21 protein-coding genes and 1 tRNA gene are annotated in these 22,829 nt (G+C 66.2%); 10 read left to right on the top strand and 12 right to left on the bottom strand.

Going from position 1 to position 22,829, the window contains the following annotated elements:
* Positions 1-17: 17 nt before the first annotated feature.
* Positions 18-608: a TIGR00730 family Rossman fold protein gene (locus EOINJALH_RS18805; protein ID WP_088282877.1), complete on the top strand. Its 591-nt coding sequence runs from the start codon at positions 18-20 to the stop codon at positions 606-608.
* Positions 609-656: 48 nt separating this feature from the next.
* On the opposite strand, the gene EOINJALH_RS18800 is transcribed toward EOINJALH_RS18805, so the two are convergent.
* Complete coding sequence (locus EOINJALH_RS18800; protein ID WP_088282875.1) at positions 657-995, bottom strand: P-II family nitrogen regulator; 339 nt, start codon at positions 993-995, stop codon at positions 657-659.
* Positions 996-1,030: 35 nt separating this feature from the next.
* Positions 1,031-2,731, bottom strand: coding sequence for an NAD+ synthase (locus EOINJALH_RS18795; RefSeq protein ID WP_088282873.1), 1,701 nt, complete (start codon positions 2,729-2,731; stop codon positions 1,031-1,033).
* Between the two features lie 12 nt (positions 2,732-2,743).
* Here EOINJALH_RS18795 and EOINJALH_RS18790 point away from each other — a divergent pair, with 12 nt between their 5' ends.
* Together EOINJALH_RS18790 and EOINJALH_RS18785 are read left to right on the top strand one after the other, a co-directional pair.
* Positions 2,744-3,907, top strand: coding sequence for a GNAT family N-acetyltransferase (locus EOINJALH_RS18790; RefSeq protein ID WP_088282871.1), 1,164 nt, complete (start codon positions 2,744-2,746; stop codon positions 3,905-3,907).
* A 93-nt stretch (positions 3,908-4,000) separates the two neighbouring features.
* Positions 4,001-6,679: a bifunctional acetate--CoA ligase family protein/GNAT family N-acetyltransferase gene (locus EOINJALH_RS18785; RefSeq protein ID WP_088282869.1), complete on the top strand. Its 2,679-nt coding sequence runs from the start codon at positions 4,001-4,003 to the stop codon at positions 6,677-6,679.
* Between the two features lie 62 nt (positions 6,680-6,741).
* Here EOINJALH_RS18785 and ppa read toward each other — a convergent pair whose 3' ends face one another.
* Entirely contained in the window at positions 6,742-7,281 is a 540-nt protein-coding gene (ppa, locus tag EOINJALH_RS18780) for an inorganic diphosphatase (RefSeq protein WP_088282867.1), read from the bottom strand.
* 238 nt (positions 7,282-7,519) lie between these two features.
* Between ppa and EOINJALH_RS18775 the strand changes: the two genes are divergently transcribed.
* From EOINJALH_RS18775 to EOINJALH_RS18755, 7 genes are all read left to right on the top strand, one after another.
* Positions 7,520-10,015 (top strand): sodium-translocating pyrophosphatase, encoded by a 2,496-nt coding sequence (locus tag EOINJALH_RS18775; protein ID WP_088282865.1) that lies wholly within the window; start codon positions 7,520-7,522, stop codon positions 10,013-10,015.
* A gap of 419 nt (positions 10,016-10,434) precedes the next feature.
* Positions 10,435-11,826: a site-specific integrase gene (locus EOINJALH_RS18770; protein WP_088282863.1), complete on the top strand. Its 1,392-nt coding sequence runs from the start codon at positions 10,435-10,437 to the stop codon at positions 11,824-11,826.
* Between the two features lie 94 nt (positions 11,827-11,920).
* Positions 11,921-12,583 carry a hypothetical protein gene (locus tag EOINJALH_RS31305; protein WP_144290086.1) on the top strand — a complete coding sequence of 221 codons (663 nt, stop codon included), beginning with the start codon at positions 11,921-11,923 and terminating at the stop codon, positions 12,581-12,583.
* A gap of 71 nt (positions 12,584-12,654) precedes the next feature.
* On the top strand, positions 12,655-12,945 hold the full coding sequence (locus tag EOINJALH_RS31300; RefSeq protein WP_144290085.1) for an AlpA family transcriptional regulator: 291 nt from the start codon (positions 12,655-12,657) through the stop codon (positions 12,943-12,945).
* Entirely contained in the window at positions 12,942-13,244 is a 303-nt protein-coding gene (locus tag EOINJALH_RS18765) for a helix-turn-helix domain-containing protein (protein ID WP_088282861.1), read from the top strand. Before EOINJALH_RS31300 ends, EOINJALH_RS18765 begins: the two co-directional genes overlap by 4 nt.
* 261 nt (positions 13,245-13,505) lie before the next feature.
* The gene (locus EOINJALH_RS18760; protein ID WP_158219809.1) at positions 13,506-13,988 is read left to right on the top strand and encodes a hypothetical protein; all 483 of its coding nucleotides are present in this window, start codon (positions 13,506-13,508) and stop codon (positions 13,986-13,988) included.
* 265 nt (positions 13,989-14,253) lie between these two features.
* Complete coding sequence (locus tag EOINJALH_RS18755) at positions 14,254-14,805, top strand: hypothetical protein (RefSeq protein ID WP_088282857.1); 552 nt, start codon at positions 14,254-14,256, stop codon at positions 14,803-14,805.
* A gap of 140 nt (positions 14,806-14,945) precedes the next feature.
* Here EOINJALH_RS18755 and EOINJALH_RS18750 read toward each other — a convergent pair.
* The 9 genes from EOINJALH_RS18750 to thrS form a co-directional block, all read right to left on the bottom strand.
* Positions 14,946-15,022, bottom strand: a tRNA-Pro gene (locus tag EOINJALH_RS18750).
* Between the two features lie 33 nt (positions 15,023-15,055).
* Complete coding sequence (locus EOINJALH_RS18745; RefSeq protein WP_088282855.1) at positions 15,056-15,475, bottom strand: MerR family transcriptional regulator; 420 nt, start codon at positions 15,473-15,475, stop codon at positions 15,056-15,058.
* A gap of 34 nt (positions 15,476-15,509) precedes the next feature.
* Positions 15,510-15,875, bottom strand: coding sequence for an integration host factor subunit alpha (locus tag EOINJALH_RS18740; protein ID WP_234413922.1), 366 nt, complete (start codon positions 15,873-15,875; stop codon positions 15,510-15,512).
* Between the two features lie 29 nt (positions 15,876-15,904).
* Positions 15,905-18,328, bottom strand: coding sequence for a phenylalanine--tRNA ligase subunit beta (pheT, locus tag EOINJALH_RS18735; protein WP_088282853.1), 2,424 nt, complete (start codon positions 18,326-18,328; stop codon positions 15,905-15,907).
* 21 nt (positions 18,329-18,349) lie between these two features.
* A complete protein-coding gene (gene pheS / locus EOINJALH_RS18730) occupies positions 18,350-19,390 on the bottom strand; it encodes a phenylalanine--tRNA ligase subunit alpha (RefSeq protein WP_088282851.1) in 1,041 nt (346 codons plus the stop codon).
* Positions 19,391-19,486: 96 nt separating this feature from the next.
* Complete coding sequence (gene rplT, locus EOINJALH_RS18725; RefSeq protein ID WP_088282849.1) at positions 19,487-19,843, bottom strand: 50S ribosomal protein L20; 357 nt, start codon at positions 19,841-19,843, stop codon at positions 19,487-19,489.
* 26 nt (positions 19,844-19,869) lie between these two features.
* Positions 19,870-20,073 (bottom strand): 50S ribosomal protein L35, encoded by a 204-nt coding sequence (gene rpmI / locus EOINJALH_RS18720; RefSeq protein WP_088282847.1) that lies wholly within the window; start codon positions 20,071-20,073, stop codon positions 19,870-19,872.
* Between the two features lie 151 nt (positions 20,074-20,224).
* Positions 20,225-20,773, bottom strand: a complete 549-nt coding sequence (gene infC / locus EOINJALH_RS18715) for a translation initiation factor IF-3 (protein WP_234413927.1) — start codon at positions 20,771-20,773, stop codon at positions 20,225-20,227.
* A 95-nt stretch (positions 20,774-20,868) separates the two neighbouring features.
* Positions 20,869-22,788: a threonine--tRNA ligase gene (thrS, locus tag EOINJALH_RS18710; protein WP_088282975.1), complete on the bottom strand. Its 1,920-nt coding sequence runs from the start codon at positions 22,786-22,788 to the stop codon at positions 20,869-20,871.
* Positions 22,789-22,829 lie beyond the last annotated feature (41 nt).

Below are 22,829 nucleotides of genomic sequence, written 5' to 3'. Positions count from 1 at the left end.
CGCTTAGCATCTGACCGATGAGTGACCGACCCTACAGCATCTGCGTCTACTGTGGCTCCCGCCCCGGCACCCGCCCTGGCTACGCCGAGCTTGCCACCAACCTGGGACGGTCCATCGCACGCCGGGGCTGGCAACTGGTCTATGGCGGCGGCCGGGCCGGCCTGATGGGCCTGGTGGCCGAGGCGGCACTGTCCCACGGGGCACGGGTGGTGGGCGTGATCCCGCAGTCTTTGATGCGTCTGGAAGTGGGCCATGCAGGTCTGACCGAACTGCACGTCGTGGACACCATGCACCAGCGCAAGCAACTGATGGCCGAGCGCTCGGATGCCTTCATCGCGATGCCCGGTGGCATCGGCACCTTCGAGGAACTGTTCGAGGTCTGGACCTGGCGCCACCTGGGCTACCACCAACGCCCGATCGGTCTGTTGGACGCAGAAGGCTACTGGTCGCCGATGGTCGGCTTCCTGGAGCACGCCTGTGCCGAGGGCTTCATGGATGCACAGCAGATGGCCATGCTGAAGATAGACGACAACGTGGAACGTCTGCTCGACTCGATGGTGGCCGGCCCGGACGCGGGGGGCACCGCAGAGGGGTTCGCGAGAATCTGAGACCGCATCGACGCAACATGCTGGCGCGCCAGCATGTTGCGGAGCGGGTCAGACCGCCGATTCGTCGGTCTCGCCCGTGCGGATGCGCACCACCTGCTCGACCGGCGTGACGAAGATCTTGCCGTCGCCGATCTTGCCGGTCTTGGCGGCCTTGACGATCGAGTCGATGCAGCGGTCGACGTCGACGTCCTTCACCACCACCTCGATCTTCACCTTCGGCAGGAAGTCGACCACGTACTCGGCGCCACGGTAGAGCTCGGTGTGGCCCTTCTGGCGGCCGAAGCCCTTGACCTCGGTGACGGTCAGGCCCGACACCCCGACGTCCGCCAGCGCCTCGCGAACCTCCTCGAGCTTGAATGGCTTGATGACTGCGGTGATCTGCTTCATGACGCGCTCCAGGAGACGGGGGACTGAAACCGATTCTAGGCCCTGAACTTCGACGTGATGGGGTAGCGCCAATCTCGCCCGAATGCGCGATGGGTGATCCGGATGCCCACGGGCGACTGGCGGCGCTTGTACTCGTTGATCTTGATGAGCCGCGTCACGCGCTCGACGTCGGCGCGCGGGTAGCCGGCGGCAATGATGTCGTCGATCGACTGGTCTTCTTCCATGTAGCGCGCCAGGATGCCATCGAGCACGTCGTAGGGCGGCAGGCTGTCCTGGTCCTTCTGGTCTGGGCGAAGTTCGGCTGAAGGGGGCCGGGTGATGATGCGCTCGGGGATCACCGGGCCGGTGCTGCCGTCGGCCCGCACCGTCGGCTGCCGGTTCTTCCATTCGCACAGGCGGTACACCAGGGTCTTGGCGACATCCTTGATCACCGCAAAGCCGCCGGCCATGTCGCCGTACAGCGTGCAGTAGCCGGTGGCCATCTCGCTCTTGTTGCCGGTGGTCAGCACGATGGCGCCGAACTTGTTGGACAAGGCCATCAGCAGCGTGCCGCGCACACGGGCCTGGATGTTCTCTTCCGTCGCATCTTCGGCCAGACCGGCGAACTCCGTGGCCAGGCTGTGGCGGAAGGCCTCGAACATCGGCGCGATCGAGATCTCGTCGTAGCGCACGCCCAGTCGGGCGGCCATGTCGCGTGCATCGATCCAGGAGATGTCGGCGGTGTAGGGTGACGGCATCATCACCGTGCGCACCCGGTCGGCGCCCAGGGCATCGACCGCAATGGCCAGCACCAGGGCCGAATCGACGCCCCCCGACAGGCCGATGATCACCCCCGGGAAGCCGTTCTTGCCGATGTAGTCGCGCACGCCGGTGACCAGCGCGGCCCAGGCCTGTTCCTCGAGCGAGGGCACTGGACACAGTTCGCCGGACAGGCTGCCGTCGGGCAGGACGTCGACCAGCACGAGGGCCGACTCGAAACTGGGGCCGCGCACCGCGACGCGCCCGTGGGCATCGACCGCGAACGAGGCGCCGTCGAACACCACTTCGTCCTGCCCGCCAGACAGGTGCGAATACAACAGGGGCAGGCCGCATTGCAGCGCCCGCTCGGCCATGCGCGCCTCGCGTTCACCCCCCTTGTCGAGGTGGAAGGGCGAGGCATTGAGCACGCACAGCACCTCGGCCCCTGCAGCCTTGGCCGCGTCGGCGGGTTCATCGAACCAGGCGTCTTCGCAGATCAGCAGGCCGAAACGGCGGCCGCCGGCCTCGAATACCACTGCACCCTGCCCTGCGTCGCGGCCTGAGGCAAAGTAGCGGCGCTCGTCGAAGACCTGGTAGTTGGGCAGTTCGCGCTTGCAGTAAGTGGCAACGACTGCACCACCAGCCAGCACGCTGGCCGCATTGAAGCGCCGTTGCACGGCATGCGAGCGGCTCCTGGAATCCCCCCGATCGCCAAACTGATGCGGATGCCCCACCACCACGCGAAGCCCCTCGAAGGCCGCCAGCGCGATCGCCATCTCGGCCAACTTGCGGGCGCAGGCCTGCATGAAGGCGGGCCGCAGCAGCAGGTCTTCGGGCGGATAGCCGGTGAGGGCCAGTTCGGGCGCCACCATCACGCAGGCGCCGGCCGCATGGGCGGCGCGCGCGGCCTCGACGATCAGTTGCGCGTTGCCGTCCAGATCGCCCACCGTGGCGTTGATCTGGGCCAGGGCCACGCGAGCCCGCGAAAGAGTTGACATACCGTGGAGCCGATGGAAGCGAGCAATGATGTTATCCGCGTCGTCGACGATCCGACCCGCGTCGACGCGAAAGCCTGGAATGCGCTGCTGGCCACCCAGGCGAACCCGACCACCTTCATGCGCGCCGAGTATCTGGCCGCGTTGCATGCGTCGGGCAGCGCCACGCCGGCCACGGGCTGGTCGCCACGCTTCGTGCTGGTGCATCGGCAGGGCCGCCTGGTGGCGGCCGCGCCGGCCTACCTCAAGACGCACTCCTACGGCGAGTATGTGTTCGACTGGTCATGGGCGCAGGCCTACCAGCGCCACGGTCACCGCTACTACCCCAAGCTGGTGGTGGCGGTACCGTTCACTCCGGTGCCAGGGACACGGCTGATGGCCGTCGATGAGGCAGCCCGGCAGGGGCTGCTGCGGACCCTGGTCGCCGTGGCGCAGGACACCCGCGCGTCGTCACTGCACCTGCTGTTCCCGGACGACAGCGAAGCCGTGTCCATCGACCGCTGCGGACTGATGCGGCGCAGCGGGGTGCAGTTCCACTGGACACGCGATGTCGCGACGCCCGCGCGAGACTTCGACGAGTTCCTGGCGTCATTGCAACGAGACAAGCGCAAGAAGATCTCCCAGGAGCGGCGGCGGGTGCGGGAGGCAGGAGTCACCTTCTCGGTGCACGAGGGCACCGAGATCGGCGATGACCTGTGGGACTTCTTCTACCACTGCTACCGGCAGACCTACTTGGCGCACGGCGGTCCGCCCTATCTCACGCGCGATTTCTTCCATCGCATGGCCGAGTCCCTGCCCGCCCAGTGGCTGGTGTTCGTGGCACACCGTGGGGACGAGCGCATCGCTGCGTCGTTGCTGGCCATCGACCGCTCGCGCGGCGTGGCCCACGGCCGCTACTGGGGCTGCACCACCCACGTGCCGTGCCTGCATTTCGAGGCCTGCTACTACCAGCCACTGCAATGGTGCATCGCGCAGGGCTTCGTGCGCTTCGAGGGCGGCGCGCAGGGTGAGCACAAGATGGCACGTGGCTTGCTGCCGGTGCCCACGCAATCGGCCCATTGGCTGGCCCAGCCGCAGTTCGCCGATGCGGTGGCCGCCTTCCTGCGCGAAGAAGGCCACGGGGTGGCCGCCTACGTGGATGAATTGCGCGAACACAGCCCTTTCAAGGCCGTTGATTGAGGCACCACAAACAGCGCGCATCACCGAATCTAATCCCGCCGTCGGCGGACTAGTCTTCCCCCATCTGTGCCGAGGCACTGCAAAGCACTGTCCATGGACAAACACTACCTGACCCCGCTGTTCAATCCGTCGTCGATCGTGGTCTTCACAGGAGCCCGCGACGGAGGCGAGGCCCCCACGCCCTATGGCCGCGCCCTGCTGGCCGCCCTGAAGGCCGGTGCCTTTGCCGGGCCTGTCACCACGCTGGACATCGGCATGAGCGGCACACTGGCCGACCTGGCCCAGTCGCGCGCCGACCTGGCCATCATCGCGCTGCCGCACGACCAGATCGCCGCCGCGCTGGAAGTGGCCGGGCGCATCCGCTGCCGCGCAGCGCTGGTGCTGTCGTCGGGGCTGCCCGCATCGGATTGCGGCGAGTTGCTGGCCATCGCCAAGCGGCACGGCGTGCACCTGCTGGGGCCCAACAGCCAGGGCTTCCAGCGCCCGCACCTGCAGCTCAACGCCAGTGCCTCGGGCGCCCTGGCCAACCCAGGCCCGCTGGGCCTGATCTCCCAGTCCGGCGCGCTGACGGCCTCCATCCTCGACTGGGCTGGCGCCAATGGCGTCGGCTTCTCGGCGGTGATCTCGCTGGGCCCCAACACCTCGGTCGACCTGCCCCAGGCCCTGGACTTCCTGGCCAACGACGGCAGCACGCAGAGCATCCTGGTCTACATGGAAGGCATCCGCCAGGCGCGGCGCTTCATGAGCGCGTTGCGGGCGTCCGCCTACGCCAAGCCGGTGGTGGTGATGAAGGCAGGCCGCAAGCCGGCCGGCTCGAAGGTCGCCCTCACCCATTCGGCCGCGATCGTCGGCAGCGACGACGTGTTCGAGGCCGCCCTGCGCCGCGCCGGCGCGGTGCGGGTGCGCTCGTTCACCCAGTTGTTCTCTGCGGCCAAGTGCCTGGCCTCGCGTTACCGCCCGGTGGGCAAGCGCCTGGCCATCATCACCAACGGCGGCGGGCCGGGCGTGCTGGCCGCCGACTGGGCCAACGAGATCGGGCTCGATGTGGCCACCCTGTCCGAAGCCTCGCGGGCGGCGCTGGCGCCCCAGCTGTCGAGCCAGGCATCGATGAGCACGGTCATCGACCTCGGCGAAGAGGCCCTGCCCGAGCACTACCGCGCGGCCCTGCTGGCCTGCGGCAGCGACTCGGCGGCCGACGGCGTGCTGGCCATCTACTCGCCCAAGGTCGACATCGATCCGATCGAGGTGGCACGCTGCGTGGCCGACACCTTCCGGCAGGTTGGCAAGCCGGTGATCGCCAACTGGATGGGCGACACCCGCGTGCGCGCGGCGCGCGACGTGCTCAGTTCGGCCACCATCCCGAGCTTCCGCACCCCCGAGTCGGCGGTCGACGCGTTCGGCAGCATCGCCAACTTCTATCGCAACCAGCAACTGCTGCAGCAGACGCCGCCGCCTCTGTCCACGTTGGGCAAGCCCGACACCGAAGGGGCACGTCTTCTCATCGAGAGCGTGCTGGCCGAGCGCCGCAAGGTGCTCACCGAAATGGAATCGAAGGCCCTGCTGGCGGCCTTCCACATCCCGGTCACTCGCACCATGCTCGCGCGCAATGCCAACGAGGCGATGCTCATCGCAGCGCAACTGGGCTACCCCGTGGCACTGAAGATCGATTCGCCCGACGTGAGCCACAAGTCCGACGTGCAGGGCGTGGCCCTCAACGTGATGACGGCCACGCAGGTGCGCGACACCTACAACGACATGCTGGCCGCGGTGTCTCGCGTGCAGCCCGGAGCGCGCATCAACGGCGTGACGATCCAGCCGATGTCAGGCAAACGACGCGGCCGCGAGATCTACATCGGCTTGACCACAGACGACCCGTTTGGTCCGGTGATCACCTTCGGCGCCGGCGGCACGATGATCGAACTGATCGCCGACCGCTCGATGGAGCTGCCGCCCCTGAACCAGTTCCTCGCGCACCGCTTGATCGAGCGATCGCGCGTGTCGGAGATGCTGGCCGAGTGGCGCGGCACGCCGGCCGCCGACCTGGAGGCCATCGAGCACATCCTGTTGCGCGTGTCCGAGATGGTGTGCGAGTTGCCGCAACTGCGCGAGATGGACATCAACCCCATCATCGTCGACGACCATGGCGCGGTGGCGGTGGATGCGCGGGTGGTGATCGACCACGCGCCGCCCACCGTGCGCGACTACAACCACCTGGCCATCCTGCCCTACCCGTCGGCCCACGAGCGCGAGTGGCCGATGAAGGGCGGCGGGCTCTACACCATCCGCCCCATCCGCCCCGACGACGCCGACATGCTGCAGACCTTCGTGCGCGGGCTGTCGCAGGAGAGCCGCTACTTCCGCTTTGCCAGCGCGATGACCGAGTTGCCCGGGCGCATGCTGGCCCGCTACACGTTGATCGACTACGACCGCGAGATGGCGCTGGTGGCCGTGCATCGGCATCGCGAGCCCGATGCCGACGGCGGTTTCACCGAAACCGAGCGCATCATCGGCGTGTCCCGCTACATAACCAACCCCGACCAGACGAGTTGCGAGTTCTCGCTGGTGGTGGCCGACGCGCTGAAGGGGCAGGGGCTGGGCTCGCGGCTGATGCTGTCGATCATGGACTTCGCCCGCAGCAAGGGGCTGTCGGAGATCGATGGCCTGATCCTGGCAAACAACCCGAACATGCTGCGGCTGATGACCAGCCTGGGCTTCGCGATCCACCCATTCCCCGAAGACCCTGACTTCAAGCTGGCGACCAAGCCCCTCTGACGAGCGCCCGTCCGCCCCGCATGTCCGGTGCCCACGGCACCAGGACAGTCAGGGCGGGTCGCTCAACCGGGGTGCTTCTCCTTGAAGCGCGCGATGCCGGTGGTGATCTCGCCATGGGCGCCTTCGACGCCGTCCCAGCCCGTGACCTTGACCCACTTGCCGGGTTCCAGATCCTTGTAGTGCTCGAAGAAGTGCTGGATGGTCTTCAGGCGCAGCGGGTTCAGGTCTTCCGGCTTCTTCCATTGGCTGTAGATCGACAGGATCTTGTCGATCGGCACGGCCAGCAGCTTGTTGTCTCCACCAGCTTCGTCTTCCATCTTCATCATGCCGAGGGCACGGCAAGTGACGACGACGCCCGGGATCAGGGGCACCGGGGTGATCACCAGCACGTCGACCGGATCGCCATCGTCGGACAGCGTGTCGGGGATGTAGCCATAGTTGCACGGATAGTGCATGGCAGTGCTCATGAAGCGGTCCACGAAGAGCGCGCCGGTCTCGTGATCGACCTCGTACTTGATCGGGTCGGCGTTCATCGGGATCTCGATGATGACGTTGAACTCTTCAGGCGCCTTCGCGCCAGGGGTCACGTTGTGCAGGCTCATGGCAGGTGTCGTTTCGCTCCAGGGGAAACCCTATTCTAAGGAGTCCGCTTGCCCTGCCCTGACAGCAACCGGCGCGGCACGTCCTTGATGTACCGCAGGAAAACACGGTGCCTCGGCCCGGCCGCTTCCCTTACATTCGTCGGCGATCGCCACCCCGGGTGCACGTTTCGCGTGCGCGCGGTGAAGACGGCGGCAAGACACCCCCCACAGGGCTCGTACCGAGGAAGGAGAATTCTCGATGTCAACCAACATGGCGCTTTACGTGGCGCTGGTTTGCGGTCTGGCCGCAGTGCTGTACGGTTTCGTCCAACGGAGTTGGATCCTGAGGCAGGACGCCGGCAACGCTCGCATGCAGGAGATCGCCGGCGCCATCATGCAGGGCGCGGCGGCCTACCTGGCCCGGCAGTACAAGACGATCGCCATGGTCGGTGTCGTGCTCGCGGTGCTGATCGGCGTGTTCCTCGATGGCACCACGGCCTTCGGCTTCGTCCTCGGCGCGGTGCTCTCGGGCGCCTGCGGCTTCATCGGCATGAACGTCTCGGTGCGTGCCAACGTGCGCACCGCCCAGGCGGCCACCAAGGGCATCGGCCCGGCACTGGACGTCGCCTTCAAGGGCGGCGCCATCACCGGCATGCTGGTGGTGGGCCTGGGGCTGCTGGGCGTCGGCATCTTCTTCATGTTCGTCACGGGCAACGGCAACATGACGCCGGACAAGAGCCTGGCCACGGTGCTCAAGCCGATGCTCGGATTCGCCTTCGGTTCCTCGCTGATCTCGATCTTCGCGCGACTGGGCGGCGGCATCTTCACCAAGGGCGCCGACGTCGGTGCCGACCTGGTGGGCAAGGTCGAAGCCGGCATCCCGGAAGACGACCCACGCAACCCGGCCGTGATCGCCGACAACGTCGGTGACAACGTTGGCGACTGCGCCGGCATGGCGGCCGACCTGTTCGAAACCTACGCCGTCACGCTGATCGCCACCATGGCACTCGGCGCGCTGGTGGTCACCGCCGCGCCGATGGCCGCGGTCATCTACCCGCTGCTGCTGGGCGGCGTGTCGATCATCGCGTCGATCATCGGCTGCAGCTTCGTCAAGGCCAGCCCTGGCATGAAGAACGTGATGCCGGCGCTGTACAAGGGCCTGATCGTTGCCGGCGTGCTGTCGCTGATCGCCTTCTACTTCGTGACGATTGCCGTGATGCCGGCCGACGCGTTGGGCGCGGGCACGCACATGAAGCTGTTCGGTGCCTGCGCCGTCGGCCTCGTGCTCACCGCCGCCATGGTGTGGATCACCGAGTTCTACACCGGCACGCAATACTCACCGGTGCAGCACATCGCCGCTGCGTCCACCACCGGCCACGGCACCAACATCATCGCCGGCCTGGGCGTGTCGATGCGCTCCACCGCCTGGCCGGTGCTGTTCGTCTGCATCGCCATCCTCGCCGCCTACCAGTTGGCCGGCCTGTACGGCATCGCCGTGGCCGCCACGTCGATGCTCAGCATGGCGGGCATCGTCGTCGCCCTCGACGCCTACGGCCCCATCACCGACAACGCCGGTGGCATCGCCGAAATGGCCGAACTGCCCAAGAGCGTGCGCGACGTGACCGACCCGCTCGACGCCGTCGGCAACACCACCAAGGCCGTGACCAAGGGCTATGCCATCGGCTCGGCCGGCCTGGCCGCGCTGGTGCTCTTCGCCGACTACACCCACTCGCTCGAGAGCCGCGGCATCAACGTCAGCTTCGACCTGAGCGACCCCAAGGTGATCGTCGGCCTGTTCATCGGCGGCCTGATCCCCTATCTGTTCGGCGCCATGGCGATGGAAGCCGTGGGGCGCGCCGCGGGCTCGGTGGTGGTCGAAGTGCGCCGCCAGTTCCGCGAGATCAAGGGCATCATGGAAGGCACGGCCAAGCCCGAGTACGGCACCGCAGTCGACATGCTGACCAAGGCGGCCATCAAGGAAATGATGATCCCGTCTCTGCTGCCGGTGATCGTGCCGGTGGTCGTCGGGCTGCTGCTCGGCCCGTCCGCGCTCGGCGGCCTGCTGATGGGCACCATCGTCACCGGCCTGTTCGTTGCCATCTCCATGTGCACGGGCGGCGGCGCCTGGGACAACGCCAAGAAGTACATCGAAGACGGCCACCACGGTGGCAAGGGCAGCGAAGCCCACAAGGCCGCCGTCACCGGCGACACGGTGGGCGATCCCTACAAGGACACCGCCGGCCCGGCCGTCAACCCGCTGATCAAGATCATCAACATCGTGGCCCTGCTGATCGTGCCGCTGCTGCCGATCCCGGCGGGCACGGCCGCCAAGCCGGCCCATGGCGCCGCAGCGCCCGCCACGGCCACCGCCGCCACGCCCAGCAATTCCGCGTCGTCGATGGCGGCAGCCGCCACCGCGGCCGCGGAGGGCGCATCCTTCAAGGTCGAGAACGGCGTGGTGAAGTTCTACTTCGCCTCCGGCAAGGCCGATCTGGCCACCGGCGCCAACGACGCCCTGGCCGACGTGGCCAAGGGCGTGGCCGCCGGCAAGAAGGCCGTGGTCAGCGGCTTCACAGACGCGTCGGGCGACCCCGAGAAGAACGCCGAGCTGGCCAAGCAGCGCGCCTTCGCGGTGCGCGACGCCATCAAGGCGGCCGGCGTGGCCGACGACAAGATCGAGTTGAAGAAGCCCGAACAGATGACCGGCAGCGGCGATGCCAATGCGGCGCGGCGCGTCGAGGTCGTGCTGATGTGATGGATTCCGCCGGGGCTTGTGTCCCGGCGCGTTGACCACGAGGCCAGCGAGCGTGCTGGCCTTTTTTTCGTCTCAAGTGGAGGCCCACCTCGGGCACGCTGCGATTGCGCGCTAGCGCCTGGCTCCTGACGGCCCTGGATCGGCCGCACCAAAGGAAACGGGCCAGCCCCTTGTGAGGACTGGCCCGTTGTGATCAATGGTCGGGATGGCGGGATTCGAACTCGCTACCCCTTGCACCCCATGCAATAAATAACCGGTTTTTCAGCGTTCGCCAGCGACCACACAGACGGCAAAACTACCCTTCTGAATCAATATCTTAGCCTAGTGGATCGTTCGCCGAGGGCTAGCGTTGTCCGCCACCAACCGCCAGAATTCTGTTGCCGGTTCTGTTGCCGGGAGTTTGGTGCAAGGGGTAGCGCATGGCCAGAACCGCGAAGCTCAAAAAGCTGACAGCCGTCAGCGTGAAGGCCTACATGGACGGCCCCGACGCCGGCCCTCTGCACGACGGCGGCGGGCTGTACCTGCGCAAGCGCGAGGCCGGCGCCTACTGGTATCTGCGCCTCACCAACCCCGCCACCGGCGCGCAGCAGTGGCACCGGATGTTCCCGGATGACCCGGCCGGGAGCTACCCGTCGAAGAACCTTGCGCTCGCGCGGGCGGAGGCGTCGCGGCTTTGGGATCTGCGGTCCACTGGCGTGGACCCCCGTGCCGAGCGCAAGCGCGAGATTCAGGCCCGCCATGCGCAGGATCAGGCCGAGCAAGACGCCGCGCGCCGCCGGGTCACGCTGCGCGCCCTGTTCGATCACTGGGCGCTCGTGGAACTGGCGCCGCACGTGGGCAAGGACGGGAAACGCCGGGGCCGCAAGGACGGCGGCGAGTACATCCGTCTGCAGTTCGAGCGCCGAATCTTTCCGGCCCTCGGCGACGTGACGGCCGCCGCAGTGACCCGCGCCGACCTGCTGCGCGCGCTCGACGACGCCACGGCCGCCGGCAGGCTGCGCACGGCAAACGTACTCCTGTCCGGTCTGAAGCAGATGTTCCGGTTCGCCCTGGTGCGCCAGATCGTGGAGCGCAACCCACTCGACACCGTGACCAAGCGCGACGCTGGCGGCCAGGAATCCGAGCGCGAGCGCACCCTCAGCGACGACGAAATCAAGGCGCTGGCGGCCGCCCTGCCCGACTCACGCATGAACAAGCGCAGCACCGCCGCCGTGTGGTTGATCCTCGCCACCGGCGCGCGTGTCGGCGAACTCATGAACGCCCGATGGACCGACATTGACCTCGACGCCGGCACGTGGCACCTGCCCGAGACGAAGAACGGCCGTGACCACACCATCCACCTGTCCGCATTCGCAAGGCGGCACCTCGACCTGCTGGCCGCGTTGAAGGAAACGACCGACGACGGCGAGCCTGTGCCCTGGGTGTTCCCGAACACGGCGCAGACTGGCCCGGTCTGCATCAAGAGTTTCGGCAAGCAACTGGCCGACCGGCAGCGCACGGCCGACCGGCAATTGACGCGCCGAACGGCGCTCACCGACTCCCTGACCTTGGCGGGCGGCCGCTGGACTGCGCACGACTTGAGGCGCACCGCCGCCACGACGATGGCCGCCCTGGGGATCAGCGGTGACGTGATCGACGAATGCCTCAACCACGTGATCGAGAGCCGTGTCCGCCGGATCTACATCCGCAACCGGCGCCCCGAGGAACAAGCTCGCGCCTTCGATGCCCTCGGCGCCAAGCTGGACGCCCTCACAGGTCACTCCGCCGAGATCTCCAACGTCGTGGCTATCGACACGGCTCGCGCAGCGTAGAGAATAGGTTTCGCTGCGCCTAGGACGGCCATCCGAAAACCCGCGACCCTGGCGGGCTGGCGCGGCGATTCTTCCGGGGGTGCGCGAGGGGCGCATGGGCATTGCCGCTGAAATTGCATTTGTGGACGCTGAGTTCGTTGGAGGCGGCGAATTGCTTGCCGCACTCTGCGAGCAGGAGCAGGTGAAACCTCACCAAGCCGCCGGCTGGTTCATACGACACCAGAAGGAGCTTGATGGCCTACCAATGTTTCTGTTCAACCGCGAACGCCAAGACTTCCACGTGCTTGAAGACCCATGGTCGTGCGACATCTTTCACGACGCGAATGTCGGTATCCAAGAAGACCCCACATCGACTGCCGCTTGGCTTGAAGACGGTTACGGCTATGTGGGCGGGTGGCTCCGCAGGGATCTGGCCAAGTTCTTCGAGGAAGCCGGCGTTCCCATGCCGGCGATTCGCACTTTCGCAACTACGAAAGAACAGTCGCCGCCCCGCGAGGCCACTGGTGACTCCGTCGGCACGCAGATCGAAGCCGAGCCAGCTTCCGATGACGCACCACTTGCGACTAAGGAACGAACGACTTTGCTTTGCATAGTTGGCACCATTGCACGAGAAGCGAAGTTCGATATCTCGCGCCCTTCAAAAGCAGCGGCAGCCATCGTTGATTCCGCTGCGGCAGTCGGGGTGAAGCTAGGTCAGCGAACCGTTGAGGAATGGCTCAAGCGCGTGCCTGATGCGCTGGAAAGGCGATCGACATAGACGAACGGCAATTGCGCATCGCGCGTTCGCAATTGCGCTCGTGGGAATGATGACTGCGCTGGAATCACGTCATGTTCAACCGACGTGAGACACAAATGTCCGTAGTCAATCCTCCTAGTTCAAAGGCGAAGATCAAACCGCGAGTCGCCACAAGCCAACCACTGCACGCAGCTCAAATCTCCAGCGCGCTGCTGAAACTCAAGACGCTGCAAGACCTGAGCGGCCTCGGCAAGACCAGCATTTACCAACGGATCAAGGCCGGCGAACTGAAAGTGATTCGCCTCGGCAAGCGCTGCACCCGCGTTCGTGGTGAAGAAGCGCAACGGTTCCTGCAGGCCCTGGCCAGCGAGGTGGCGGAATGAACGATTCCATCAACACCGACAAGTTGGCCGCCTTGGCGGAGGCGCGCGAGATGTTCACCGGCACCGACAGCAAGGCCCAATGCGCCCGCGTGCTCGAAATACTGCAGCGCGGGTACATGCTCAACACGTTCGAGGCGAGCCGCAATCTCGACGTGTACCACTGCCCGGCCCGAGTCCTTCAACTGCGGGCCGCCGGCCACAACATCATCACGCACTGGGTCACTGTCGTGACCGAGGCCGGGAGGCCTCACCGGGTCGGCAACTACATGCTGGTGCGCGAGGTGCGTCATGCCGCCTGACAACACCGACGCCACCCAAAAAGAAACGGCCCCCGGCGCACAAGACGCACAGAAGGCCGAGGAAAGAAAGCAGAGCGATTCTCACCGATCCCCCGACGTTGGGCTACAGGCCGCCTACTGGGCTGTACAGGAGGCCAGGTACGCACTCAGGTACGCGGCCAATCGTGTTGTTGGCGGCGACCCGCCCGAAGCCCTGGGCGCCCTCAACAGGGCATCTAGGGCCATCGGTGCGGCCCAAGACTCGCTGCAGGGCCTGATGCCGTGACACGCGGGACTGCACGACGACACACCGGCAAGCAACGCGGCGGCGGGTTCGGTGAGCACTTCGTCGGAATCCCTCGCTCGGCGTACAACTCGCCGCTGTTCATCGCGCTGTCGCCCTGGGCAGTGAAGTTGCTGGTGGACCTGGGCGCGCAGTACACCGGCCACAACAACGGCGACCTGGCGGCCGCGTGGAAGCTGATGCACCCGCGCGGCTGGAACAGCGAGACGACGCTGAACAAGGCGAAGAAGGAACTGCTGGCGGCCGGGTTCATCGTGGAGATGCGCAAGGGCCGGCGGCCGAACCTGTGCAGTCTCTACGCGCTGACGTGGCGGCCGCTGAATCCGAGTCCGAAGCACGACTTCGGCCCCAACGGGTTCGAGGCCTACGCCTATCAGAAGAAGCTGCAGACCACGCCGACCATCACCCGCATCGTCGGCGCTACCGCTACTGCATTCGCTGCAACCGGCCCCCCCGGATAGCTCCACGCGCTGCAGTAGCGAGGGGCCGCCTACTGCAGGAACTGGCGCTATGGGCGGGCTTGCGTCGGGCCGCCCTACTGCACGCAATGGAGTCCTGTATAGACCTGCCATCTGCGGTGCATTCCCCGGGGAGTTTCTGCCGTCCGCTGCGCACAGGTAGCGTGCTTGGTGGGCGGCAACTTTGCTGATGATTTCGGATTCTGTGGGAGCGGCTGGAATGGGCAAGGGAGGATCAAGATCGGGAGCGGGCCGACCCGGCCAGCACGTGAAGGCCGAGCACTGCCTGCGCTTCGACGTGCGCGCGCTGGCCCGTCAGAAGCTGCTGAACGGGGCCTACTTCACCTGGCAGTGGACCAGTGGCCGCACCGGCGAACCTGTCGGGTCGATCAGCGTGGCCACGACGGCCGGCGGGCTTCACCTTCGCTACAGCCACAACGGAGATCCGAAAACCGACTTCGTCGCCACCATGGCCACGCCCTGCACCTACGGCGGGTCACGGGCGTGGTTCTGTTGTCCGCTCTGCGCACGGCGGGTTGCCGTGCTGTACATGGTGCGCGGCCGGTTCATGTGCCGAAACTGCGGCAACCTGACCTACGCCAGCAAGAGCGACGACGCCATCGGCCGGGCATGGCGGCTTCAATGGAAGTTGGAGGGCCGGCTCGACAAGGGCGGGCGGCGACCCAAAGGAATGCACCACCGGACCTACCGGCAACTGCAGCGGGCGATCATGCTCTGCGAGGCACAGCGAGACGACGCGCTCGTGCAGGCATTCGGTCGCATGTTCGGTGGGCGCCATCTCGACAAAGTGCTGCTTTGACGCAACACCGACGGCCGAGAGCACTGACGTGCAAAGGCACGGGCCACCTAGGCGGCTGAATTCTGTTGCCCATTCTGTTGCCGGCGGGCCAGAAAGGGAAACGGGCTAGCTCCTTGTGAGAGCTAACCCGTTGATTTCTTTGGTCGGGATGGCGGGATTCGAACTCGCGACCCCTTGCACCCCATGCAAGTGCGCTACCAGGCTGCGCTACACCCCGACGAAGCTCATCATTATAGCGGCAAGTTGATGTTCAGACGCTGAGCATCTCGCGAATCGACAGCAACTCGGCACGCAACTGCGAGGGGTCGAGTTCGATCACCTCCGGCAAGGGCATTTCTCCCAGGGGAGCCAGGAGGGCCTCATCGTCGACGCCGTCAACCAGCAGGGCATCAGAGAGTTCTGCACTGCGCGCGGCACTGAGTTCTGTGAGTTGATTGCGCGCGCCGCTGATCGTGAAACCTTGATCGTAAAGCAACTCGCGGATCCGGCGGATCAACAGCACCTCGTGGTGCTGGTAGTAGCGGCGGTTGCCGCGGCGCTTCATCGGCTTGAGTTGGGTGAACTCCTGCTCCCAATAGCGCAGAACGTACGGCTTCACGCCGCACAAGTCGCTGACCTCACCAATTGTGAAGTAACGCTTGGCCGGAATGGCGGGAAGCGGTTTCTCCATTGAAATCAACGAGGTGTGCGAGCAAAGTTAGACTTTACTCGAAGTCCTCGTCGATCGGTGTATCTCCTTGCACGATCGCCTTCAGCTTGTGGCTGGCGTGGAAGGTGACGACGTTGCGCGCCTCGATGGGGATGGCCTCGCCCGTGCGGGGGTTGCGGCCCGGTCGAGGCGCCTTGCGCCGGATGTTGAAGTTGCCGAACCCCGAGAGCTTGACGTCGTCGCCCTTGACCAGGCTGTCGTGGACCAGTTCGAAGAACGCTTCGACCATGTCTTTCGACTCGCGCTTGTTCAGCCCCAGCCGTTCGAACAACAGCTCCGCCAGCTCGGCCTTGGTCAGCGTCGGCGTCTCCAGGGACGGCAGGATCACGCGGTCGGGGGTCGTGTCCTCGTTGCTCATCATGGTGATTGTCTCTTGTGAACAGCCGAGGATCACCCCCGCAGACGCGCGCCCACGCGTGTCTTTGCACGGTCGATGGCGGCAGCGACGGCCGCCTCGATGCGCTCGTCGGTGAGCGTCGCCTCCAGGTCGAGCAGTTCCAGCCGCACCGCCAGGCTGCGCTCGCCTGCGCCCAGGTCGGCCACCGCCGACGCCGGACGGTACACATCGAAGAGGGTGGTGTCGCGCACCAGCCCCATCGGGTCGTCGCGCAGCGCGGCGGTCAGTGCGTCGTGTGTCGTCGCCTCACCCACCACCAGGGCCAGATCGCGCCAAGACGGCTGATGGCGCGCGATGGGCTGGAAGGCCGGCACGTCGCGCAGGCAGACGACACCAAGGTCGAGCTCGAAGACCACCGGCGCGTGTGGCAGTTCGTAGCCCTGGCGCCAGCGCGGGTGCAACTCGCCGACGACACCGGCCGGCTGTCCGTCGACCCACAGCTGGGCGCAGCGGCCGGGGTGCAGCGCCGGGTGCTGGACGGGCTCGAAGCGGACCTGTCGCGGCGCCAGCAAGGCCTCGAGGTCGCCCTTGAGGTCGAAGAAGTCGACCTGCCGCTCGCGCAGGCCCCATTGCGCCGGGTCAGCCGACCCGTAGGCCAGGCCGCCGACGCGCATCGGCTGGCTCACCCCGTCCACGCTGATGTCGCCCGCCACCACACTGGCGTCGCGGCGGGCCACGCGGCCGATCTCGAACACCCGCACGCGGTGCGTCTTGCGGGCCAGGTTATGGCGCAGCACCTGCACGAGGCTGCCGATCAGGCTGGACCGCATCACCGACAAGGGCGCGGCGATCGGGTTCAGCACCTGGATCGGGTCGGCGTTGCCGGCGAGTTCGTGCTCCCAGCGGGCCTCGACGAAGCTGAAGTTGATCGTTTCCTGGTAGTCCAGCCCGGCCAGCGCATGGCGCACGGCGAAGGCACCGCGCTGCGATTCGACGCGGGTGCGCGCCGTCACCGGCGCCACCGGTGCGGTCAGTGGCAGCTTGTCGTAGCCGATGATGCGGATGACCTCCTCGATCAGGTCTTCCTCGATCTGCAGGTCGAAACGCCAGCTCGGCGGCGTGACGACCAGTCGACCGGGCTCCTCGGTGAAGGACAGGCCCAGGCGCTGGAACACCTGCGCGCAATCGGCCTGTGTCACCGGCATGCCGATGACCTTGGCGGCGCGCGCCACCCGCATCGCCACCGGCGGACGCTCGGGCATGCGCACCTGCTGGTCATCCATGGGGCCGGCCTCGCCGCCGCAGATGTCGATGATCAGCTGGGTGATGCGCTCGATGTGCTCCACCGTCTGCGCCGGATCGACGCCGCGCTCGAAACGATGCCCGGCGTCGGTGGAGAAATTGAATCGGCGCGAGCGCCCGGCGATGGCCTGCGGCCACCAGAACGCGGCCTCGACATAGACATGCCGGGTGTCGTCGGACACCGCCGTGGCGTCACCGCCCATGATGCCGGCGAGCGATTCGACGGCCTGTGCATCGGCGATCACGCCAACCTGGGCGTCGACTTCGACGGTGGTGCCGTTGAGCAACTTCAACGATTCGCCCGGGCGCCCCCAACGCACCTCGAGGTGCTCGTGGATCTTGTCCAGATCGAAAATGTGCGACGGCCGGCCGAACTCGAACATCACGTAGTTGGAGATGTCCACCAGCGCGGTGACGGAACGCTGGCCACAGCGTGCCAGCCGCTCGACCATCCACGCGGGCGTCTTGGCACGGGTGTCGACGTTGCGGACGATTCGGCCGGAGAAGCGGCCGCACAGATCGGGCGCCTCGATGCGCACCGGCAAGCGCTGATCGTGGCGCACGGGCACCGGCGGGATGGCCTCGACCGCCATCGGCGTGCCGGTCAGTGCCGACACTTCGCGCGCAATGCCGTGCACGCTGAGGCAGTGCGCCAGGTTGGGCGTGAGTTTCAGGGTGAACAGCGTGTCGTCCAGGGCCAGGTGGGCGCGGATGTCCGCGCCCAGCGGCGCGTCGGCGGCCAGTTCCAGCAGGCCGCCATGGTCGTCGCTGAGCTTCAGTTCGCGGGCCGAGCACAGCATGCCCTGGCTCTCGACCCCACGCAGCTTGCCCAGTGCGATGCGGAAGGGCTTGCCGTCGTCGCCCGGCGGCAACTCGGCACCGACCAGTGCCAAGGGCACCCGGATGCCGACGCGCGCGTTAGGGGCGCCGCAGACGATCTGCAGCGGGCCATCCTTCGAATGCGGACCGGCGTCGACGCGGCACACGCGCAGGCGATCGGCGTTGGGGTGCTGTTCGGCCTCGACGATCTCGCCGACGACGACCCCCGTGAAGGCCGGTGCGAACGGGCGCAGTTCTTCCACTTCGAGGCCGGCCATGGTGAGCAGGTCGGCCAGTTCGGTGGTGCCGATGGGCGGGTTGCAGAACGCGCGCAGCCAGGATTCAGGGAATTGCATGGTCTGGTCAGTCGATGTCGGTCACTTGAACTGCGACAGGAAGCGCAGGTCGCCTTCGTAGAACAGGCGCAGGTCGTTGACGCCGTAGCGCAGCATCGTCAGGCGGTCGGGCCCCATGCCGAAGGCGAATCCGATGTGGCGCTCGGGGTCGAGCCCGAAATTGCGCACCACGTTCGGATGCACCTGGCCGGAGCCGGCCACCTCGAGCCATTTGCCCTTGAGCGGACCCGACGCGAAGGCGATGTCGACCTCGGCCGACGGCTCGGTGAACGGAAAGAACGACGGCCGGAACCGGATCTGCAGGTCGTCGGTCTCGAAGAAGTGGCGGAAGAAGTCGGCGAACACCGCCTTCAGGTCCTTGAAGCTGACGTTCTCGCCGATCCACAGGCCTTCGCACTGGTGGAACATCGGCGAGTGCGTGGCGTCGCTGTCCACCCGATAGGTGCGGCCGGGCGCGATGACGCGGATCTCGGGCATCTGTGCGCTGCCGGCATGGCGCTTGACGTGCTGCACCGCGTAACGCACCTGCATCGGGCTGGTGTGCGTGCGCAGCAGGTGGCCGCCGCGCGGGCCACGGGTGTCGACATAGAAGGTGTCGTGCATCGAGCGCGCCGGGTGGTCTTCCGGCGTGTTCAACGCGGTGAAGTTGTACCAGTCGTCCTCGATCTCGGGACCGTCGGCCACATCGAAGCCCATCGAGCCGAAGATGGCCTCGATGCGCTCCATCGAGCGCGACACCGGGTGCAACCCGCCCGGCCCGCGACGGCGCCCCGGCAGCGTGACGTCCAGCGCCTCGGCCTTCAGTTGCGCGTCGAGTTCGGCCTCGGCCAGCGCCTGCCGGCGCGCCTGCAGCGCCGCCTCGATGCGCTGCTTGACCTGGTTGATCTCGGCGCCGCGCACCTTCTTTTCGTCGGCAGGCAGCGCCGCCAGGCGCTTGAGCAGGTCGGTCACCTGCCCCGCCTTGCCGAGGTAGCGGGCCTTGGCGTCTTCGAGTGCCGCAGGCGTGGTGGCGCGTGCAAAGTCGCCGCTCGCCTGATCCACCAGTTGGTCGAGGTCGTTCATGGTCGGTTCAGAAACGAAAAAAGGTCGCCCACAGGTGACGACCTTCGAATGCCTGGATGCATCCGTCGACCCGCTCAGGGCCGACAGATGCCGTCTTCAAGCGAGCTGGGCCTTCACCTTGGCAACGATGCTGCCAAAGGCAGCCGGGTCGTTGACGGCCAGTTCGGCCAACATCTTGCGGTCGATGTCGATCGAGGCCTTCTTCAGGCCGGCCATGAACTTGCTGTAGGTGATGCCCAGACCACGCGCGGCGGCGTTGATACGGGCAATCCACAACTGGCGGAAGACACGCTTGCGGGTACGACGATCACGGTAGGCGTATTGGCCTGCCTTCATCACCGCCTGCTTGGCGATGCGGAAGACGTTCTTGCGGCGGCCGCGGTAGCCCTTGGCCAGGGCCAGGACCTTCTTGTGACGTGCGCGGGCGGTGACACCACGTTTGACGCGAGGCATAGATAGCTCCTTTGTCCGTCTCTAGATCACAGGCCGGCGAATGGCAGCATCTGCGCCATGTGGCCCATGTTGGTCTCGTGCACCGCGACCACGCCACGGAGATGGCGCTTGCGGGTGGTGGACTTCTTGGTGAGGATGTGGCGCTTGAACGCCTGACCGCGCTTGACGGTACCCCCCGGACGGACGCGGAAACGCTTCTTGGCGCCGCTCTTGGTCTTCATCTTGGGCATGACTGCTCCTTCTAAGTTGCTCCTGCAGGCGGCCTCCGCGGGTGCGGCGGCACTTGTACGGCCTGCAGCAGCTGTTTCCCATGGGCCCCGGTGACCAAACCGAGGCGGGAAATTCGTCAGACCGGCTTCGCTGCCGAAGCCGGCGGTTCTGTTACTTCTTCTTCGGTGCCAGCACCATGATCATCTGGCGCCCTTCGAGCTTGGGCATGTGCTCGACGATGGCCACGTCGGCCAGTTCGTCGCGGATGCGCTCCAGCATGCGCATGCCGATGTCCTGGTGGGTGATCTCGCGGCCCCGGAAGCGCAGCGTGACCTTGCCCTTGTCGCCGTCCTCGGCGATGAATCGCCGCAGATTGCGCATCTTGATGTTGTAGTCGCCGTCGTCGGTACCGGGGCGGAACTTGACTTCCTTGACCTCGATGACCTTCTGCTTCGACTTGGCCTCGGCGGCCTTCTTCTGTTCCTGGTACTTGAACTTGCCGTAGTCCATCAACCGGCACACCGGAGGATCGGCCGTGGCAGCGATCTCCACCAGATCGACATCCGCCTCGCCGGACAGCCGCAACGCTTCCTGGATGGTGACGATGCCCAACGGTTCGTTGTTGAGACCGTTCAGACGCACGTTCGGCGCCAGGATTTCGCGATTGAGCCGATGCTTGCGCTCGACATTGGGCAACCGGCGATCGAGAAAAGTAGCGATGGTTCAAACCCCTTCAGACCATCCAAGGTCTATGCCACAGCCCCAAGGCAAGCAACGGGCTCTAGGAAAACGAAAGCGCGCGCCAGAGACAGCGTTCAGGACTTGTTCGCGATGTCGGTGGCGAGCTTCATGGCGAAGTCGTCCAAGGGCATCACACCCAGATCCTGATTGCCTCGGGCGCGCACGGCAACGGTTCCGCTTGCCTTCTCCTTGTCGCCGACGACAAGGATGTACGGGACCTTTTGCAGCGAATGCTCGCGGATTTTATACGTGATCTTTTCGTTCCGCAAATCAGTCGTGACTCTAACTCCTTGTTTTTGCAGCGATTTCGCTACTGCAGCAACATAGTCGGCCTGTGAATCGGTGATGCTTGTCACCACCACCTGCACCGGAGCCAGCCAGGCGGGCAGTGCGCCGGCATGCTGCTCGATCAGGATGCCGATGAAACGCTCCAGGCTGCCGACGATGGCGCGGTGCAACATCACCGGGTGGTGGCGGGCGCCATCCTCAGCCACGTACTCGGCGTCAAGCCGCTGGGCCATCGAGAAATCGACCTGCATGGTGCCGCACTGCCACTGCCGGCCGATGGCGTCCTTCAGCGTGTACTCGATCTTCGGGCCGTAGAACGCCCCGTCGCCCGGCGCGATCACGAACTCGCAGCCGGATTGCCGCAAGCTCTCGATCAGCGCGTGCTCCGCCTTGTCCCAGATCTCGTCGCTGCCGATGCGCGCTGCCGGCCGCGTGGCCACCTTGTAGATGATCTCGGTGAAGCCGAAGTCGCGGTACACCTTCTGCAGCAGGGCCGTGTAGGCCACGCACTCGTCGAGGATCATGTCCTCGGTGCAGAAGATGTGGCCGTCGTCCTGGGTGAAGCCGCGCACGCGCATGATGCCGTGCAGCCCGCCCGTGGGCTCGTTGCGGTGGCAGTTGCCGAACTCGCCATAGCGCAGCGGCAGGTCGCGGTAGCTCTTGATGCCCTGCTTGAAGATCAGGATGTGCCCGGGGCAGTTCATCGGCTTGATCGCGTAGTCGTGCTTCTCCGACTCGGTGGTGAACATCGCGTCGCGGTACTTCTCCCAGTGGCCAGACTTCTCCCACAGCGCGCGGTCGAGGATCTGCGGGCCCTTCACCTCCTGGTAGCCGTTGTCGCGGTACACCTGCCGCATGTACTGCTCCACCGCCTGCCACACCGTCCAGCCCTTGGGGTGCCAGAACACCATGCCGGGGCTGTACTCGTCCAGGTGGAAGAGGTCCAGCTCGCGCCCCAGGCGCCGGTGGTCGCGCTTCTCCGCCTCTTCGAGCATGCGCAGGTACTGCTGCAGGTCGTCCTTGGTCGCCCAGGCCGTGCCGTAGACACGCTGCAGTTGCTCGTTCTTCTGGTCGCCGCGCCAGTAGGCGCCGGCCACCTTCATCAGCTTGAAGTGCTTCAGGCGGCCGGTGCTGGGCACGTGCGGGCCGCGGCAGAGGTCTTCGAAGCTGCCCTCGCTGTACAGCGACACATCCTGGTCGGCCGGGATGCTGGCAATGATCTCGGCCTTGTAGTGCTCACCCAGGCCCTTGAAATACGCCACCGCCTCGTCGCGGGGCAGCACGCGGCGCACCACGGGCTCGTCCTTGCGGGCCAGTTCGGCCATGCGCGACTCGATGGCCGCCAGGTCCTCCGGGGTGAAGGGCCGCTTGTAGGCGAAGTCGTAGTAGAAGCCGTTCTCGATGACCGGGCCGATGGTGACCTGGGCCTCGGGGAACAACTGCTTCACCGCGTAGGCCAGCAGGTGGGCCGTCGAATGGCGGATCAGTTCCAGGCCGTCGGCGTCCTTGTCGGTGACGATGGCCAGCGCCGAATCCGCCTCGATGCGATGGCTGGTGTCGACCAGCCGGGCGTCGTCGCCCTGCCCCACGCGACCGGCCAGCGCCGCCTTGGCCAGGCCGGCACCGATCGACGAGGCCACCTCGGACACGGTGACCGGCTGCGCGAACTCGCGCTTCGAACCATCGGGTAGGGTGATCGTGATCATGGGCAACTCCGGCAGCAGGCAGAACGATTCGGGCAACAAAA

It is taken from the genome of Ideonella sp. A 288, from assembly GCF_002198735.1.
Classification (GTDB): domain Bacteria; phylum Pseudomonadota; class Gammaproteobacteria; order Burkholderiales; family Burkholderiaceae_C; genus Pseudaquabacterium.
This window is presented reverse-complemented; position numbering and strand designations above follow the sequence as displayed.

Excerpts from the sequence above, each read along its gene's own strand:
- EOINJALH_RS18790 (WP_088282871.1), top strand. The coding sequence starts at position 2,744 with ATGGAAGCGAGCAATGATGTTATCCGCGTCGTCGACGATCCGACCCGC.
- EOINJALH_RS18745 (WP_088282855.1), bottom strand. The coding sequence starts at position 15,475 with ATGGAGAAACCGCTTCCCGCCATTCCGGCCAAGCGTTACTTCACAATT.
- EOINJALH_RS18800 (WP_088282875.1), bottom strand. The coding sequence starts at position 995 with ATGAAGCAGATCACCGCAGTCATCAAGCCATTCAAGCTCGAGGAGGTT.
- rpmI (WP_088282847.1), bottom strand. The coding sequence starts at position 20,073 with ATGCCCAAGATGAAGACCAAGAGCGGCGCCAAGAAGCGTTTCCGCGTC.
- rplT (WP_088282849.1), bottom strand. The coding sequence starts at position 19,843 with ATGCCTCGCGTCAAACGTGGTGTCACCGCCCGCGCACGTCACAAGAAG.
- thrS (WP_088282975.1), bottom strand. The coding sequence starts at position 22,788 with ATGATCACGATCACCCTACCCGATGGTTCGAAGCGCGAGTTCGCGCAG.
- EOINJALH_RS31300 (WP_144290085.1), top strand. The coding sequence starts at position 12,655 with ATGTTCAACCGACGTGAGACACAAATGTCCGTAGTCAATCCTCCTAGT.
- EOINJALH_RS18795 (WP_088282873.1), bottom strand. The coding sequence starts at position 2,731 with ATGTCAACTCTTTCGCGGGCTCGCGTGGCCCTGGCCCAGATCAACGCC.
- EOINJALH_RS31305 (WP_144290086.1), top strand. The coding sequence starts at position 11,921 with ATGGGCATTGCCGCTGAAATTGCATTTGTGGACGCTGAGTTCGTTGGA.
- EOINJALH_RS18770 (WP_088282863.1), top strand. The coding sequence starts at position 10,435 with ATGGCCAGAACCGCGAAGCTCAAAAAGCTGACAGCCGTCAGCGTGAAG.
- EOINJALH_RS18785 (WP_088282869.1), top strand. The coding sequence starts at position 4,001 with ATGGACAAACACTACCTGACCCCGCTGTTCAATCCGTCGTCGATCGTG.
- pheS (WP_088282851.1), bottom strand. The coding sequence starts at position 19,390 with ATGAACGACCTCGACCAACTGGTGGATCAGGCGAGCGGCGACTTTGCA.
- EOINJALH_RS18740 (WP_234413922.1), bottom strand. The coding sequence starts at position 15,875 with ATGATGAGCAACGAGGACACGACCCCCGACCGCGTGATCCTGCCGTCC.
- EOINJALH_RS18775 (WP_088282865.1), top strand. The coding sequence starts at position 7,520 with ATGTCAACCAACATGGCGCTTTACGTGGCGCTGGTTTGCGGTCTGGCC.
- EOINJALH_RS18805 (WP_088282877.1), top strand. The coding sequence starts at position 18 with ATGAGTGACCGACCCTACAGCATCTGCGTCTACTGTGGCTCCCGCCCC.
- EOINJALH_RS18765 (WP_088282861.1), top strand. The coding sequence starts at position 12,942 with ATGAACGATTCCATCAACACCGACAAGTTGGCCGCCTTGGCGGAGGCG.
- pheT (WP_088282853.1), bottom strand. The coding sequence starts at position 18,328 with ATGCAATTCCCTGAATCCTGGCTGCGCGCGTTCTGCAACCCGCCCATC.
- ppa (WP_088282867.1), bottom strand. The coding sequence starts at position 7,281 with ATGAGCCTGCACAACGTGACCCCTGGCGCGAAGGCGCCTGAAGAGTTC.